We start from the raw sequence: 17,328 nt of genomic DNA on the forward strand, positions 1-17,328 counted from the left end.
CGGGAGGCAATAATGGGTTTGTCACCCATTGTTTCTGCGATGCGCAACCCGTCGATTTTATCGGCCACCCCTTCGGCGTCGTCGGCGACGCCCCCCGCCACGCCTTCGACCGCCAGGGCGAAGGGGCCCGTGCGTCCCGCGAGGGCCCTGTTCGACGCCTGCCAGACCGGGGTTGTACTGCGCATGGTGCTGTTCGTCGAGGTGGTGGTGGCGGTCACCACGCTGTTCGCGGTCTCGACCTTGTCCGAATGGCTGCTGCTGGCCGCGACGGTCACCGGCGGCGCCTTGCCGGCCACGCTGACCTGGCTGCTCGCCACCTGCGCCTTGAAGCGCCTGCTGGCCCGGCTGCCGGTTCCGGGGCAGTATGCGACCGGTGCCTTGCTCGGCGCGCTGGCCGCCCTGTATGGCTGCGGCCTGCTGCGGCTGACGGGCGTGGTCGGCAGCGCGCCATGGCTGGCCAGCGCGCTGGCCGGCGCCTTGCTGGCCGGGCTGATGATGGCGGCGCTGGCGCTTCGCGCCCGCGGCCAGACGCCGGCGGCCACCACGGCGCGGCTGGCGGAACTGCAGTCGCGGATCCGCCCGCACTTTCTTTTCAACACCTTGAACAGCGCGATCGCCCTGGTCCGGCAGGAACCGGCCAAGGCCGAGGCCATGCTCGAAGACCTGAGCGAGTTGTTCCGCCAGGCCTTGGCCGACCCGGGCGAGTCGGTCACCCTGGCCGACGAGATCGCGCTGGCCGAACGCTACCTGGCGATCGAGCAGGTGCGCTTCGGCGACCGCCTGCGCGTGCGCTGGGACATCGATCCGGACGCCCATGGGGCCCGCCTGCCGCCCCTGCTGCTGCAGCCCCTGGTCGAAAACGCGGTCAAGCACGGCGTCGAGCCGAGCCCCGAAGGCGCCCGGCTGCGCATCCGCACCCAGCGCCGCGGTGCGATGGTGCTGATCGAGGTCATCAACAGCCTGCCGCCGCTGCGCTGGGCCGATGCGCCGCTGCCCCGCGGCCACGGCATCGCGCTGGACAACGTGCGCGATCGGCTGCGCCTGCTGCACGACATGCAGGCGCAGTTCAGCGCCGGCATGGACGACAAGAGCTATCGCGTCCGCATCGCCATTCCTGCTGAACCATGAGCATGTCGCCCCCACTTCGCACCCTCATCGTCGACGACGAATCGCTGGCGCGCTCGCGCCTGCGCAACCTTCTGGCCGACTGCCAGTCGCCGCCGGCCGAAGTCGTGGCCGAGGCGGCGCATGGCGAAGGCGCCCTCGACCAGTTGGCCCGCGCCCGCTTCGACCTGGTGCTGCTGGACATCCACATGCCGGGCCTCGACGGGCTCGAGCTGGCGCGCCGGATCCGGGCCCGGCCGGCAGCGCCGGCAGTGGTGTTCGTGACCGCCTATGCGGCCCACGCGGTCACCGCCTTCGAGCTCGAGGCCGTCGACTACCTGACCAAGCCGGTGCGCGCCGAACGCCTGCAGCAGGCGCTGCAGAAGGCCGAGCGCTACCTGAAGGAGCGGCGGTCGCCGGTCGCCGAGCCGCAGGACGTGCTGCTGATCCAGGACCGCGGGCGCACCGAGCGGGTGCCGCTGTCGGAAATCCTCTATCTCAAGTCGGAGCTCAAGTACCTGACGGTGCGGACCGCCTCGCGCAGCCACATCTTCGACGGTTCGCTGGCCGAGCTCGAGGAGCGCTACCCGGCCCGCTTCGTCCGGGTCCATCGCAACGCGCTGGTGGCCCGCGCGGCCATCCGCACCCTCGAGAAATACGACGACGGGGAGGACGCCGAAGGGTGGGCGCTGCGGCTCGACGGCATTCCCGAGCCTGTGATGGTGTCGCGGCGCCAGTTGTCGAGCGTGCGCGAAGCACTGAGGGACGCCCGGTGACCGAGCCCGTTACCCCCGAACCCGTTACCCCCGAACCCGTTACCCCCGAACCCGTCGTGGCGGCCGAAGCCCAGGAGCCTGACCGCCTGATGCTGCACATGCCGGTCGACGTCCGAAGCGCCTCGCTGGTGGTGCTGGCGGTGCTGGCCAGCGTCTTCGCGCTGCGCTGGGCGGCGGCGGTCTTCATCCCGCTGCTGGTGAGCCTCATGCTGACCTACGCACTGGCACCGCTGGTCGACCGGCTCGAACGCTGGAAGGTCTCGCGCTGGATCGGCGCCGCCGTGATCCTGCTCGGCCTCGGCGGTGCCTTCGGCTGGACCGGCTACACGCTGGCCGGCAATGCCGGCGCGCTGGTCGATTCGCTGCCCCTCGCGGCGCAGAAGCTGCGCCTCGCGATGCGCACCGACGCCCGCGGCGCCGATCCCAGCACGCTCGACACCGTCCAGAAGGCCGCGGCGCAGCTCGAGCAGGCGGCCGAGGAGAACTCGGCCAAGGTGGCTTCGCGCAAGGGCGTGGCGCGGGTGATGATCGAGCGGCCGTCCTTCAACGTGCGCGACTACCTGTGGAGCGGCACAGTCGGGCTGATCGGCGCCGCCGGCCAGCTCACGCTGGTGGCCTTCCTGACTTTCTTCGCGCTCGGCAGCGGCGACACCTTCCGCCGCAAGCTGGTCAAGATCACGGGGCCCAGCCTGCAGAAGAAGAAGATCACGGTCCATGTGCTCGACGACATCACGGGCCATATCGAGCGCTACCTGCTGGTGCAGATCCTCACCAGCGCCATGGTGGGCGTCGCCACCGGCCTCGCGTTCTGGGCGATCGGCCTCGAGAACGCGGCGGTCTGGGGCATCGTGGCCGCGGTCACCAACCTGATTCCCTACATCGGCTCGGTGATCGTGATGGCCACCGCCGGACTGGTCGCCTTCCTGCAGTTCAACGGCATCGAGATGGCACTGCTGGTCGGCGGCACCTCGCTGGTCATTCACACGCTGATCGGCAACCTGCTGGTGCCTTTCCTCACCAGCAAGACCAGCCGGATGAACCCGGTGGCGGTGTTCGTCGGCGTGATCTTCTGGGGCTGGCTGTGGGGCATCTGGGGCCTGCTGCTGGGCATCCCGATCATGATGGTCGTCAAGGCGGTCTGCGACCACGTCGAAGACCTGGAGCCGATCGGGGAACTGCTGGGGGATTGAGCCGGGTGCGGCCTCAGCCGATCAGCCGATCTGCACGATCGCGTCCTGCGGCCACATCCGCCAGATCACCCATTCGCCGATCGCCGCCCGGTGCGTCGCCGGTGTGCTTCCCGCGTCTCCGAACCGCAGCGTGAATCGCTTGCCGGCCAACTGCAGCGCGATCTCGAAACCCGGCCAGTGGGCCGGCACGCGCGGCGTCAGTGCGAGCTGGTCGCCGCGCACCGAGAGGCCCAGCAGCGTCTCGACCGCCGCCCGGTGCAGCCATGCGGCCGAGCCCGTGTACCAGCTCCAGCCGCCCCGTCCTGCGTAAGGTGCGGCGCTGTAGATGTCGCCCGCCATCACGTAGGGCTCGATCTCGTAGAGCGGGCCGCGCTCCGGATGGCGCGCGCGGTGCGCGGGGCTCAGTCCCTCGAAGGTCTTCCATGCGCCTTCGGTGTCGCCGTCCAGGGCCTGCGCCATGAGCGCCCACACGGCGGCGTGCGCGTACTGGCCGCCGTTCTCGCGCACGCCGGGCGGGTAGGCCTGGATGTACCCCGGGTTGTTCGGCGAATGCGCGAGCGGCGGGTCCAGCAGCCGCATCAGGCCGAGGCGTTCGTCGTGCAGATGCGACTTCATCGACGCCAGGGCCGCCCCCGTGTGCGTCGGGTCCGAGGCGTTGGAGAGCACCGACCAGGCCTGCGCGATCAGGTCGATCGCGCATTCGTCGTTGATCGACGAGCCGAGCGGCGCGCCGTTGTCGAAGAAGGCGCGCCGGAACCAGGCGCCATCCCAGCCGGCGTCGTGCAGCGCGGCGATCCACCCCTGCCGGGCGGCCAGCCAGCGCTTCGCGCGCTCGCCCTCGCCGCGTGCCAGCGCGAAGGGGGCGAAGCGCTCGACCACGCTGCACAGGAACCAGGCCAGCCAGACCGACTCGCCGCGGCCTTCGTGGCCGACCCGGTTCATGCCGTCGTTCCAGTCGCCGGTGCCCATCAGCGGCAGCCCGTGCAGGCCGGTCGCGAGGCTCTTGTCGATCGCGCGGGCGCCGTGCTCGTATACGCTCGCGTTCTGCTCGCTGGTGCGCGGCGGGTAGTAGGCGTCCTCGGCACCCTCGGGGATCGCCGGGCCGTCGAGAAATGACACGCGCTCGTCGAGCAGGGATCGGTCCGCACTGACTTCCACGTAGTGGGCGGCGGCGAAGGGCAGCCACAGCAGGTCGTCCGAGAAATGCGTGCGCACGCCGGCGCCGCCGGGCATGTGCCACCAGTGCTGGACGTCGCCCTCGGGGAATTGCCGCGCCGCGTTGACGAGGATCTGCTCGCGCAGGCGCAGCGGGTCGGTCAGCGCGAAGGCCATCGCGTCCTGCAACTGGTCGCGGAAGCCGAAGGCGCCGCCGGCCTGGTAGAAGCCCGCCTTGGCCCAGAGGCGGCAGGACAGCGTCTGGTAGACCAGCCAGCGGTTGACCATGGCGTCGAACAACGGGTCGGGGGTGCTCACCTGCAGCCGGCCCAGCAGTTCGTCCCAGAAGCCGCGCGCCTGCGCCAGCGCTTCGCCGATGTCGCGCTGCTGCCAGCGCCGCGCCATGTCGACGGCCGCTTCGGCGCTGTCGGCATGTCCCAGCATGAAGCAGAAGCTGGCGCTGGCGCCGGCCGCCAGGCTGAACTCGCCGGCCACCGCCGCGCAGGCATCGAGGCCGCTGCCGGCTCGCCCGGCCAGGCTGTCGGGCAGCTCGATGCTGCCGCGCCCGGCGAAGAACTCGCTGCGGTCGCTGGTCCATTGGGTGGCCCCGCCGAGGCCGGCGATGGCGACAAAGCCGCTGCTGCCGCCGAAGCCGGCACTCGATTCGCGCTGCTGACCGAACACAGCGGGCAGGTCTTCGGGCTTCCAGGTGTGGACCGTGCGCCGTTCGCCGCGGGCCGCGCCGAGCTGCCACTCGACCATCGCGACGGCGCGCAGCCGGCGCGCGCCGACGCCTTCGTTGCGCACCTTCACGTGGACCCCCTTGATGCGCTCCTCGCGATCGGCGAAGAAGGTGGTCTCGAGCACCACGTTGCGGTGCAGGCATTCGAACACCGTGTAGCCCTGGCCGTGCCGCACGCGATGCCTGGCCGCGGCGCCGCCCCGGCCGGCCGGCGTCAGCGGCAGCAGTTCGCGGCTGTCGAGGTCCTGCAGCAGGTAGTGCTCGAAGGCCGGGTCCTGGACCGGATCGTTGGACCAGGGCGTGACCTGGTGCAGGCGGCTGTTGCCGGCCCAGGTGTAGCCGGTGCCTGCTTCGGAGACCTGGAAGCCGAAGTTCGGGTTGGCAATGACATTGACCCAGGGCCGCGCGGTGCGGCGATTGACGTCGACCTCGAAGCGGAATTCCCCGCTCTGCGCATCGAAGGCGCCCTGCGGCGCTGTCGCCGCGTCGGCCACGTGGGCCATCGCGGGAAGCCGGGCGATCGCCAGCGGCGGGCTCGCCACCGCGCCTTCGGAGGGCGGGCCCGCCGACTCGCGCAGCGCCGCCACCTGGGACTCCAGGGTGCGTCCGTCGGCCGTGAAGACGGCCCGCGCCAGGCTCGATAGCGCGGCCTTCTCGGCCGGCGTCAGTTCGGCGTCGCGCAGCAGGTAGAAGCCGGCCGCATCGTTGCGCGGGAAGCTGTTCTGAGTCTGCTGCGCGACCCGGCTGCGCAGTGCCTCGATGTCGCGCTGCAGCGGCATCAGGTAGGAATGGGGCTCGCCGTTGATCACCACCAGGTCGCAGGCGACGCCGCCGAAGCCCCACCAGGGCTGGGCCCGCAGCAGCGTGTCGACCAGGCCCTTGCCGGCCATCGAATGGATCGTCACGAGAACGATCGGCTTGTCGCCCGAGATGCCGAAGCGCCAGATCTGGCGCAGGTCGATCAGGCCGCGGTCGCGCATGGTGCGCGGCGTGGTGTAGGTCAGGATGGTCGTGAGGTCCTGCAGCGCGAGGTTCTTCGCCGGGTCGATGCTGAGGTCGCGCAGCCGCACCTGCGCCAGGGTGGCCGCCATCCGGGTCGCGCGCTCCACGTGCATCGGCTGCAGGTAGCGGTCGATGCAGGGCATCAGCGCCTCGATGCTGTCGCCGGCCGCGGTCGCGAAGGTCAGGCGCGCGCTGGCGCCCGGCGCGATCGACAGCGTGACCCGCAAGCAGGCGATCGGGTCGAGCCCGTTGACCGGCGTGCCGTCGGCGGCCAGTGGCTGGGCGTCGAGCGCGGGCTCGGCCAACGTGCGGTTGCGCCCGATGAAGGCGCGGCGGTCGGTCATGCAGTCCACCGCCAGCACCTGAGCATCGACCGCGGCGACGAAGTGCGCGGCGGCCACCACCGGGTCGCCGTGCAGGCGCGGCTTGCGTGCCATCAGCAGTGCGCGCCAGCCCGGCTCCCAGCGGCTCTCGATGAACAGGTTGGCGAAGGCCGGATGGGCCTCGTCCGCCTTCGGGTTCGACAGCACCGGCTCGAAGTACGAGATCAGTTCGAGGATGCGGGCCTCGCTGCCCGTGTTGTGCAGTTCGACAGTGCGCAGCTCGGTGTCGTCCTCGGGGCTGATCAGCACGGTGGTTCGCGCCTGCAGGCCCGGGCCGCTGGCTTCGAACTGCACCTGGTCGGCCAGGAAGCGCGCGCCGTAGCGCCAGCCGGGGCCAGGCGCCGGGAGCGCGGTCAGCGAGGCCAGCGCGTGGGTCTGCGTGTCACGCACATAGAAGAAGCTGCCGTAGCCGTCGCGCAGCGGATCGTCGCGCCAGCGGCTGACGTTGAACGAACGCCAGCGGCTGACGCCGGCGCCGTTGGCGCGCAGCGCCACCGTGTAGCGGCCGTTCGACAGCAGGTGGGTCGGCTGGAAGCCGGCACCCATGGGATCGACCGTGCGCGGCTGGAACACCGGCGCCGCCTCGCCGGTGGCCGGCTCGGGCGGCGTGCGCGGATCGGCGCTGCCGATGATCTGGCGCGGCGTGCGCTCGTGCAGCAGGGAGGCGTGCGCCTGCACCAGCGGCGCGCTCCCGAACCAGCGCCGCGCGGCGCCGCCGCGCACCGCGTTGCACAAGGCCACCAGCGACATGCCCTGGTGATGCGCCATCACGTTGCGCACCACGGTGAAGGCCTGGCCTTCGGTCTGGCGCGAGACCGTGAAGTCGACCGCGTCGTAGAAGCCGAACTCCCCGCGCGCCCCGAGCGATTCGAGCCGGCGCAGGTTGGCGACCGCGTCGACCGGCGCGATCGCCGCCGCCATCGCGCTGGCATAGGGCGCCACCACGCGGTCGGCCGGCGGCGTGCGGCGCAGCGCGAGCCGCGGCACGCCGAAGGGCGAGTACTGGTAGGCGAGCGAATGGTCCTGCGCGAAGTAGGCGGATTCGGAGACGCCCCAGGGCAGGCCCTGGGCGTTGCCGAAGACCTGCTGCTCGCCGATGGCGGCGCGCATCGCGACCTCGAGCAGCCCGCCCTCGGGCTCGGCCATCACCAGCGTGGGCATCAGGTACTCGAACATCGAACCCGACCAGGACTTGAGCCCCGGCAGCACGCCGACCGACAGGAACGGCCGCCCGAGCGCCATCCAGTGGCGCCGCGGCACGTCGCCCTTGGCGATCGCGAGGAAGCTCAGCAGGCGCGCCTCGGAGGCCAGCAGGTCGTAGTAGCTGGCATCGAGCAGGTTGTCGTCGACCCGCAGCCCGATGTGGAACAGGTGGCGCTTGGTGTCGTAGAGGCCGCTGAAGTCCATCCCGGCGCAGAGGGTCTCGCAGCGCCCGGCGAGCGCCTCGAGCGCCGCGGCTGCCGATGCGTCGCTGCTTTCGGCGGAAAAGCCGCGGCAGGCCTGTGCCACGGCGATCAGGTGGCCGGCGAGGTTGCCGCTGTCGACACTGGACACATAGGCCGGCGGCAGCTTCTGCAGGTTCCGGGTGTCATACCAGTTGTAGAGATGGCCCTGGTGCTTGTCGAGCCGGTCGATGGCGTCGAGCGTGGCGGCCAGCCGCCCGGCCAGCGCCGGGGTGCCGATCCAGCCGAACTCCCGGGCGCAGCAGCAGGCCAGCAGGTACATGCCGATGTTGGTCGGCGAGGTGCGGTGCGCGAGGGTCGGCTCGGGCTCGAGCTGCAGGTTGTCGGGCGGCAGGTGATTGTCGTCGGGGCCGACGACATGCTCGAAGAAACGCCAGCAGTCGCGCGCCAATGTCTCGAGATAGCGCTGGTGCTCGGGTTCGAGGTCGCTGGCGGAACCGGTCGGTGTGCGGCTGCTCCACCAGGCCGCCAGCGGGGCCAGCGCCCACAGCGAGAAGAGCGAGGCTCCGAGCCAGGGGTGCGGGCTCCGGAGCGATGCCAGTGCGAGCGCGATGCAGGCTGCGCTGGTGAGCGCCGAGCCGCGCACGAAATCGCTCAACGCGTAGCGTGCCTGCGCCTGGGCCTGGGCGGCAGTGGTCCATTCGAGCAGATGCCGCCGGCTGGCCAGCAGCCTCCATGCGGCCCGCGCGCTGGCGTCCAGAAGCAGGCGTGCCTGCGCCGCCAGCTGCACGAACTGCCAACACGCGCCGGCCATCGCGCGCAGCAGTTCGGTGCCGCCGATATCGAAGAAATGCGGCAGCTCGATCGAGCGCCGAGTCGGCACCAGTCCCGCCAGCGCCCCGAGCAGGGGGCCGAGGACCAGGGCCGATGCCACGGCGGCGAACGCCCACGACAGCGGCAGGGCGTCCGTGAAGAGGACCCAGGCGAGCAGCGCCGCCGAGGCAGGCACCACCAGGGCGCGTCGCAGGTTGTCGCTCATCTTCCAGAGCCCGAGTGCGTCGATGCCGAAGCGCCACGGGCGCAGCATCAGCGGCAGCAGCTGCCAGTCGCCGCGGGTCCAGCGATGCACGCGCGAGGCGGCCACGCCGGCGTGATGCGGATGGTCCTCGACCAGCACCAGGTCGCTCACCACGGCGCAGCGCGCCACCGTGCCTTCGAGCAGGTCGTGGCTCAGCACCGCGCCGTCGGGCAGCCGGCGGTCGAGCGTGGCGTGCACCGCCTGGACGTCGAGCAGCCCCTTGCCGGTGAAGGAACCGGTGCCGAAGACGTCCTGGTAGATGTCGGAGGCGCTGTTGCTGTAGGGGTCGAGGCCGCACTGGCCGGCGAACATCCAGTGAAACGGGGAGCGCTCTTCGCGCTCCGGGAACGGTGTGACGATGCGCGGCTGAAAGATGCCGAAGCCGGCCGTGACGCGCCGGCCGGCGGGGTCGGTCTGCGGCGCGTTCAGCGGGTGCGCCGCCACCGCCACCAACTCGCGCAGCGTACCGGGGGGCAGGCCGGTGTCGCTGTCGAGCGTCATCACGTAAGGAATGCGGTCGGCGAGCCCGGCGCCGCCGGCTTCCGCCACGAAGCCGCTGGCGTCGCCTGTGGCCAGCAGGCGCAGCAGCATCTCGAGCTTGCCGCGCTTGCGCTCCCAGCCCATCCACCGCTGCTCGGTCTCGGACCAGGTGCGCGGCCGGTGCAGCAGCAGGAAGCGCGCGCCGGCGCCGGGATAGGTGTCGTTGAGCGCGCCGATCCGGCGCAGGGCGTCGTCCAGCAGCAGCGAATCGCCGGGCATCGACGCTTGGTCGGCATCGGCCCAGTCGGTGAGCAGCGCGAACTGGGCCTGGTCTTCGCGGTTGGCGAGCCAGTGCAGCTCGAGCCGCCGGGCCAGTTGCGCGTTCGCCTCGATCGAGCTCAGCATCGAAGGCACCACGACCAGCACGCGGTGCGCCGGCGGAATGCCGTCGGCGAATTCGAGCCTTGGGAGGGCCCGGACCCGGGTCGATTCCGCGACGATGCGGTGCACCAGCGCGATCACCGCTTCGGACAGCGGCCAGGCGAGCAGCACCAGCGCCACCACCGAGGTCCAGCCGGCGTCGGGCCAGCCGTTGCGGTTCAGGCCGTGGACCGCGGCGGCCAGCAGCAGCGAGGTGCCGGTGGCGATGGCCGCCAGGTAGAGCGCCAGGCGCCAGTTGCTGCCGGGCTGGCGGCGGTGCCGCACCGCCGCGGCCTTGTCATCGCTGCGTGCCGGTGCGAGCGCGGCGACCAGTTCCGGGCGGCCTTGGCCGAACAGGTAGTAGCCGGCCGTCCGTTCGGCGCTCGACCCGCGGGCCGGCTGCGCGAGGTCTGCGACGTCGGCATCGGCGGCGGCCTGCAGCGCCAGTCCGACCACGGCCTGCGCCACCTCGCGCTCCGTTTGTCTGGTGCTGCGCGCCACCTGTTCCATCGCCTGCGTGATCTGCTGGCGCGTGAGTTCGCTCTCGCGGCCGAAGCTCGGCAGCTCGCGCAGCACCCGCAGCGAGCGGCTCACGGGCTCGATCAGATCGGCCCAGTCGACCTGGCCGATCATGCGCAGCGTCGTGATGATGTTGCCGACCGTGAGGTTGGCCGCCGCCTGCGCGGATTGGGCGTCGGCGATCAGCGCCGGCCCGTTCGGGCAGTGCTGCTCGCACCACTTGACGAGCGCGGGCGGATGCTCGCCCTGCTCGACCGGCAGCCGTTGCCAGAGCTGGGTCAGGTAGCTGTCCTGCATGCCGCGGCTCTGCAGTGCGCGATACAGCACGTCGAGTTCGTGCGACGACAGCGAATCGGCCGCGTCCCAGGCCGCGTGCGCCACTTCGCGCGCGACCTTGTTCTCGGCGATGCTTTCGGCGACCCGGCGCAGGTTCTCGAGCAGCACCACGCGCAGCGTGGTCGGCAGCGCCCAGAGTTCGCCGAGCGTGAGCTCGTCGATGTCCTGGTAGGCATCCAGGAAAGCCGTGAACAGCGTCTTGTTGAGGACGCTATCGGTGTGCGCCACGTAGGCCCAGGCGATCCCGTAGACACGCGGCAGCCCGGCCAGCGGCGGCGCCGCGAGCTTCGGCAAGCGCGCGTAGTAGCGCCGCGGCACGCCTTCGCGGATCTGCTGCAGCTGCGCCTCGACCAGGTGGAAGTTGTCGAGCAGCCATTCGGCCGCCGGCGACACATAGCGCCCGCTCTGCGAGATCAGCGCGATGTAGTCGTAGGCGCTGCGCAGCGACTCGAGGTTCTTGTCGACCCGCGGAAAGAAAGGATTGCCGTCGCCGCGCGCGTCCGCGGACTGCACCACCTGCGCCCGCGCCAGGCTGTGGCCGTGCTGCGCGAAGCGCTGGGCGCCGAACAGCTCGGCGCGGATCGGCGCTTCGACCGGCTCGTGCGGCCCGAGGAGGAGCGCGCGTGCGTACTGGCTGAGGGTGTCGAGCCGGTCGACGACCGCCGCGGCGCTCAAGCGAAGGCGAACAGTCCGATGGCGAGCACGCCGGCCACACAGGCCATCGTCACGATGCGGCCAGCGGCGACGGATCGCACCTGCTGCAGATGGCTGCGGACCGCGAACCATCGTCCCTGGGCCCGTGCGCAATGCCGCATGTGCGAAGCCAGCGCGTCGAAGTCGCCGCTGACGAAGTCGATCGGGGAACGGACAAGCGATTGCGGGGATGACATGGCGGAGTTTTCCTGTGAACGACCCTGAAGCCGCCGCGCGATTGCGAGAGCTGTGAACGTGGGGGTCAGGGTACTCCCTATGCCATGGCCTTTCTTTTCCGCTTGGCCGGGAACGGGTGTAGGAGATCGCGGACAGTGCCCGCTCGCGCCGGTTCAGCCGGTGTTGCGCAGGCCCGCCGCTACCCCGTTGATCGACATGTGGATGCCCTTCTGCAGCCGCTCGTCGACCTGGCCCGCGCGGTAGCGGCGCATCAGCTCGACCTGCAGGTGGTGCAGCGGATCGATGTAGGGGAAGCGGTGCCGGATCGAACGCTGCATGTCGGCGTTGCCTTCCAGGCGCTGCTTGGCGCCGGTGATCAGCGTCAGCGCGTCGGAGGTGCGGTGCCATTCGGCCTCGATCATCGAGAACACCTTCTGCCGCAGCTTCTTCTCGGCCACCAGCTCCGAGTAGCGCGAGGCCAGGGCCAGGTCGCTCTTGGCCAGCACCATGTCCATGTTCGACAGCAAGGTGCGAAAGAAGGGCCATTGGGCGTACATGCGCTGCAGCAGCGCCTGGCGTTCCTTGCGCGCGGCCGGGTTGGCCGCCTGCGCGAGGAAGCGCTCGATCGCCGAGCCGAAGCCATACCAGCCGGGCAGCGTCAGGCGGCACTGGCCCCAGCTGAAGCTCCAGGGTACGGCGCGCAGGTCCTCGATGCTGCGGCTCGGATTGCGCGAGGCCGGGCGTGAGCCGATGTTGAGTTCGGCGATCTCGCGGATCGGCGTGGCGCTGAAGAAGTAGTCGCCGAAGCCGGGTGTGTCGTAGACCAGTGCGCGGTAGGCGGCCATGCTGGCCGCCGACAGTTCGGCCGCTGCGGCGACGAAGGTGGCGGGCGCGGCCTTGGCGGTTGGCAGCAGCGTGGCCTCGAGCGTCGCGGCCACCAGCGTCTCGAGGTTGCGGCGGCCGATCTCGCTGTTCGCGTACTTCGAGCCGATCACCTCGCCCTGTTCGGTCAGCCGGATCTGGCCGCGCACCGTGCCCGGCGGCTGCGCGAGGATCGCCTGGTAGCTCGGACCGCCGCCGCGCCCCACGGTGCCGCCGCGGCCGTGGAACATGCGCAGGCGGATCGCCACGCCACTGTGCGCATTGAGGTCGTCGAACAGCGCCACCAGCGCCAGCCCCGCGCGGTACAGCTCCCAGTTGCTGGTGAAGATGCCGCCGTCCTTGTTGCTGTCGCTGTAGCCCAGCATCACGTCCTGCTCGGCGCCCGAGCGCTGGATCAGCGCGTGGATGCCCGGCAATGCGTAGAAGGCGCGCACGATCGGCGCCGCGTTGCGCAAGTCCTCGATGGTCTCGAACAGCGGCACCACGATCAGGTCGCTGGTGGCGTTGCCGGCGAGCGTGCCGCGCAGCAGGCCCACTTCCTTCTGGAGCAGCAGCGCCTCGAGCAGGTCGCTCACCGTCTCGGTGTGGCTGATGATGTAGTGGCGGATCGCCGCGGCACCGAAGCGCGCCCGCGCGGTGCGGGCGGCGGCGAAGATCGCGAGCTCGCTCCTGGCGAGCGCGGAGTAGTCGGCGTCGGGCACGCGCAGCGGCCGGGCGTCGTCGAGCAGGCGCAGCAGCAGCGCCTGCTTGTCCTCTTCGGACAGCGCGGCGTAGGCGGGCTCGATGCGTGCGGTGGCCAGCAGCTCGGCCACCACCGCCTCGTGCTTGTCGGAGCTCTGGCGCAGGTCGACGGTCGCCAGGTGGAAGCCGAACACCTCGACCGCCCGGATCAGCGGATGCAGGCGCGGCGCGGCGAGCACGCTGCCGTGCTTGTCGGCCAGCGACTCCTCGATGGTGTGCAGGTCGGCCAGCAGTTCCTCGGCCGTGGCGTAGGGGTTCTGCGGCCGCACCGCGTGGCGCGCGGCCTCGCCGCCCGTGAGCTCGCGCAAGGTGGCGGCGAGTCGCGCGTACATGCCGGTCAGCGCCCGGCGGTAGGGCTCGTCGACCCGGTGTTCGTTCTTGTCGGGCGAGCGCTCGGCCAGCGCCTGCATCTCGATCGAGACGTCGACCAGTCCGGCCGACAGCGACAGTTCGCCGCCGAGGTAGTGCAGTTCGGTCAGGTAGTGGCGCAGCGCCAGTTCGCTCTGGCGCTTGAGGGCGTATTCGAGGGTCTCGGCGGTCACGTTGGGATTGCCGTCGCGATCGCCGCCGATCCACTGGCCCATGCGCAGGAACGGCGCCACCGCAGGCACGCTGCTGCCATGGGCCAGGGCCTTCTCGAGCTCGGCATAGACGCGCGGAATCTCGCGCAGGAAGGTGGCCTCGTAGTAGCTCAGCGCGTTCTCGATCTCGTCGGCCACGGTGAGCTTCGAAAAGCGCAGCAGGCGCGTCTGCCACAGCTGGGTCACGCGGGTGCGCATCTGGCGTTCGTTGTCGGCGTACTCGATGGGCGTCAACGCGTCCTTGCTTCCGGCGAAGGCGCGCTGACGCAGCGCGATCTCGTCGCGCGCCGTGAGCAGCTGCGCGATGGCGCGCTCGGCGTCCAGGATGCTCTTGCGCTGCACTTCGGTCGGGTGCGCCGTGAGCACCGGCGAGACATAGCTGTGGGCCAGCGACTCGACCACCGCCTCGGGCTTGATGCCGGCCTTGCGGATGCGCGCCAGCGCCGTCTCCAGGCTGCCCTCGGCGCTCTCGCCCGCACGCTCGGCCTCGGTGCGGCGGCGGATCTGGTGCCGGTCCTCGGCCAGGTTGGCCAGGTGGCTGAAGTAGGTGAAGGCGCGGATCACGCTCACGGTCTCCGCCGCGCTGAGCCCTTTCAGCAGGTTCTTCAGGGCCCGGTCCGCGGCATGGTCGGCATCGCGCCGGAAGGCCACCGACAGGGTGCGGATCTTCTCGACCAGCGCGTAGCTCTCGTCGCCTTCCTGTTCGCGGATCACATCGCCCAGGATGCGCCCGAGGAGCCGGATGTCGGCAATCAGCGGCAGGTCTTCGTCTCGGGTCCGGCGCTTCGCGGCAACCGGTGCGGGGCTCGTCTTCATTCGAAACTTCTCCTCGGGGACTGGGGATGCGCCGACGTTGCTGCGGCGCAACATGCTAGCATCCTCCGGTCTCTTTCTCATTTGGAAAACGGTCTTGAGCAACATCGTGATCGCCACGCGCGAAAGCCGCCTGGCCATGTGGCAGGCCGAACACGTCAAGGCGCTCCTGCAAGAACAGGGCCACACGGTCGAACTGCTGGGCATGACCACCCGCGGCGACCAGATCCTCGACCGCTCGCTCAGCAAGGTCGGCGGCAAGGGCCTGTTCGTCAAGGAACTCGAAACCGCGCTCGAAGACGGGCGCGCCGACATCGCGGTGCATTCGCTCAAGGACGTGCCGATGGACCTGCCCGAGGGCTTTGCGCTGGCCTGCGTGCTCGAGCGCGAAGACCCGCGCGATGCACTGGTGTCGCCGCGCTACGCCTCGCTCGCCGAGTTGCCGCAGGGTGCGGTGGTCGGCACCTCCAGCCTGCGCCGCGTGGTGCTGCTGCGCGCGCTCAGGCCCGACCTGCGCATCGAGTCCCTGCGCGGCAATCTCGACACCCGGCTGCGCAAGCTCGACGAGGGCCAGTACGACGCCATCGTGCTGGCCGCCGCCGGGCTCAAGCGGTTGGCGCTGGAGAGCCGCATCCGCGAATGCTTCGAACCCGACACGATGCTGCCGGCGGCGGGGCAGGGTGCGCTCGGCATCGAGGTCCGGACCGAGCGGGCCGATCTGCTGGCGCTGCTGGCGCCCCTCGACAGCCGCCGCGACGGCCTCGCGACCGCCGCCGAGCGCGCCGTCAGCCGCACGATGGGCGGCAGCTGCTCGATGCCGCTGGCGGCCCACGCGCGCTGGCAGCCCGACGGCCGCCTGCGCATCGACGCCGCGCTGGGCGACCCCGAAGGCCTGACGCCGCTGGTGCGGGCCCAACTGGTGGCCGAGGCCGCCGATGCGGCCCAGGCCACGGCGCTGGGCGAGGCCGCGGCACGTCTGCTGCAGGGATGAGGCCTCTTTCGGTTTGTCCATGCTGCTGATCACACGACCGGCCTCGGAAGCCGCGCGCTGGGTGGACGACCTGCGCGCCGCCGGCGTGGACGCCGTGGCGCTGCCCCTGATCGCGATCGCGCCGCTCGAAGACCCCGCGCCGCTGCAGGCCGCCTGGCGGCGGCTGTCGGGCTACGACGCGCTGATGTTCGTCAGCGCCGCGGCGGCCGAGCACTTCTTTCGCGGCATCGACCTGCCGCTGCCTGCGCGCCTGCGCTTCTGGGCCACCGGTCCCGGCACCGTGCGCGGGCTGCATGCGGCCGGTGTGCCGCCGGCGGCGATCGACGCGCCGCCCGCCGATGCGGCGCAGTTCGATTCCGAGCAGCTCTGGGCCCGCGTGGCGGACCAGGTTCGTCCGGGCATCCGGATCCTGATCGTCCGCGGCGGCGATGCCACAGGGCAGGCCACGGGACGTGACTGGCTGGCCCGCGAGATCCTGGCCCAGGGCGGCGCCTGCGATGCGGTGGCCGCCTACCGGCGCTTGCCGCCGCCCTTCGGCGAGGCCGAGCGCCGGTTGGCGGCCGAGGGCGTCAGCGGGGCCGCCGCCTGGCTCTTCAGCAGCTCGGAGGCGATCGCCAATCTGTGCCGCCTGATGCCGGCCGCCGACTGGCAGCAGGCCCGTGCGCTGGTCACCCACGAGCGCATCGCCGAAGCCGCGCGCGCCGCCGGTTTCGGCCGCGTGGAGGTCTCGCGTCCATCGCTGTCGGCCTTGGTCGCGTCGATAGAATCCCTGGCATGAGCGACGCGCCTGTCTTCAACGAGCCCTTGCCGGAACCCGCATCGCGCGCGCCGGTGCCGGCTGCGTTGCCGCTCGGCCATTCGGCCGCGGCGGCGCTGCTGTCGCGGCTCGCGTTCGGCCTGCTGGCACTGGTGGCCGTGGTGGCCCTGCTGATGGCGCTCGCGCTGTGGCAGAAGGTCAGCGGCATGCAGGAGCAACTGGCCCGCCAGAGCGCGGATGCGCTGGCGCAATCGCTGGAGGCCCGCACCCTGGCGCGCCAGGCGCAGGAGGTCGTGCGCGACACGGCCGCCCGGCTGGCGCTGGCCGAGACCCGGGTCGGCGAGGTGGCGCTGCAGCGCTCCCAGCTCGAGGAGCTGATGCAGAGCCTGTCGCGCTCGCGCGACGAGAACCTCGTGGTCGACATCGAGGCGGCCGTGCGGCTGGCCCTGCAGCAGGCCCAGGTCACCGGCAACGTGCAGCCGCTGCTGGCCGCGCTCAAGGCCGGCGACACGCGCATCGCCCGGGCCGGGCAACCGCGCCTGGCGCCGCTGCAGCGCGCCATGCAGCATGACGCCGACCGGCTGCGCAGCAGCGCCAGCGCCGACAACGGCGAAGCGCTCCAGAAGCTCGACGAACTGATGCGCATGGTCGACGACCTGCCGGCGCTCAACGCCGTGGCGGCGCGCGGCGGCGGGCTCGACACCTTGCAGGTCGAGCCGCTGCCGGCCAATGCACCCTGGTGGCAGCGCTTCCTGATGATGGTGCGCACCGAGGCCCGCTCGCTGCTGCGGGTGGGGCGCATCGAGCGGCCCGAGGCGGTGCTGCTGACGCCCGAACAGACTTTCTTCCTGCGCGAGAACCTCAAGCTCAAGCTGCTCAACGCCCGGCTGGCGCTGCTGTCGCGGCAGGTCGACACGGCGCGCGGCGAGATGGCGACCGTCTCGGCGGCGATCAACCGCTACTTCGATCCGGCCTCGCGCCGGGTCCAGGCCGCGGCCACGCTGGTGCAGCAGGTGCAGGCGCAGATCCGCACCAGCGAGCCGCCACGGGTCGACGAGACCCTGGCCGCGCTCGCCACGGCGGCCGCAGGGCGCTAGGGCGGGCC

General features: G+C 71.3%; 9 protein-coding genes. 6 read left to right on the plus strand and 3 right to left on the minus strand.

Features of this window, described 5'->3' with window-relative positions; all coding sequences use genetic code 11:
• Positions 1-39 precede the first annotated feature (39 nt).
• The 3 genes from QZH52_RS04830 to QZH52_RS04840 are packed head-to-tail and all read left to right on the plus strand — an operon-like array spanning position 40 to position 3,070.
• Positions 40-1,128, plus strand: coding sequence for a sensor histidine kinase (locus QZH52_RS04830; protein WP_436411538.1), 1,089 nt, complete (start codon positions 40-42; stop codon positions 1,126-1,128).
• A gap of 2 nt (positions 1,129-1,130) precedes the next feature.
• Positions 1,131-1,880 carry a LytR/AlgR family response regulator transcription factor gene (locus QZH52_RS04835; RefSeq protein WP_301804718.1) on the plus strand — a complete coding sequence of 250 codons (750 nt, stop codon included), beginning with the start codon at positions 1,131-1,133 and terminating at the stop codon, positions 1,878-1,880.
• A complete protein-coding gene (locus QZH52_RS04840; RefSeq protein WP_436411539.1) occupies positions 1,877-3,070 on the plus strand; it encodes an AI-2E family transporter in 1,194 nt (397 codons plus the stop codon). Before QZH52_RS04835 ends, QZH52_RS04840 begins: the two co-directional genes overlap by 4 nt.
• Before the next feature lie 21 nt (positions 3,071-3,091).
• On the opposite strand, the gene QZH52_RS04845 is transcribed toward QZH52_RS04840, so the two are convergent.
• From QZH52_RS04845 to ppc, 3 genes are all read right to left on the minus strand, one after another.
• Positions 3,092-11,263, minus strand: coding sequence for a glycoside hydrolase family 94 protein (locus QZH52_RS04845; RefSeq protein WP_301804720.1), 8,172 nt, complete (start codon positions 11,261-11,263; stop codon positions 3,092-3,094).
• On the minus strand, positions 11,260-11,478 hold the full coding sequence (locus QZH52_RS04850; protein ID WP_301804725.1) for a hypothetical protein: 219 nt from the start codon (positions 11,476-11,478) through the stop codon (positions 11,260-11,262). The genes QZH52_RS04845 and QZH52_RS04850 overlap by 4 nt, the downstream gene beginning before the upstream one ends.
• Before the next feature lie 153 nt (positions 11,479-11,631).
• Positions 11,632-14,478, minus strand: a complete 2,847-nt coding sequence (gene ppc / locus QZH52_RS04855; protein WP_301804727.1) for a phosphoenolpyruvate carboxylase — start codon at positions 14,476-14,478, stop codon at positions 11,632-11,634.
• Between the two features lie 52 nt (positions 14,479-14,530).
• Between ppc and hemC the strand changes: the two genes are divergently transcribed.
• Genes hemC through QZH52_RS04870 form a run of 3 tightly spaced genes read left to right on the plus strand, consistent with a single transcriptional unit; the run spans position 14,531 to position 17,320 of the window.
• Positions 14,531-15,466: a hydroxymethylbilane synthase gene (hemC, locus tag QZH52_RS04860; RefSeq protein WP_301804729.1), complete on the plus strand. Its 936-nt coding sequence runs from the start codon at positions 14,531-14,533 to the stop codon at positions 15,464-15,466.
• Between the two features lie 19 nt (positions 15,467-15,485).
• A complete protein-coding gene (locus tag QZH52_RS04865) occupies positions 15,486-16,244 on the plus strand; it encodes a uroporphyrinogen-III synthase (protein ID WP_301804732.1) in 759 nt (252 codons plus the stop codon).
• Entirely contained in the window at positions 16,241-17,320 is a 1,080-nt protein-coding gene (locus QZH52_RS04870; RefSeq protein ID WP_286536936.1) for a uroporphyrinogen-III C-methyltransferase, read from the plus strand. Before QZH52_RS04865 ends, QZH52_RS04870 begins: the two co-directional genes overlap by 4 nt.
• Positions 17,321-17,328 lie beyond the last annotated feature (8 nt).

Origin of the sequence: Variovorax ginsengisoli (assembly GCF_030486595.1) — a bacterium.
Taxonomy (GTDB): Bacteria; Pseudomonadota; Gammaproteobacteria; order Burkholderiales; family Burkholderiaceae_C; genus Variovorax; species Variovorax ginsengisoli_B.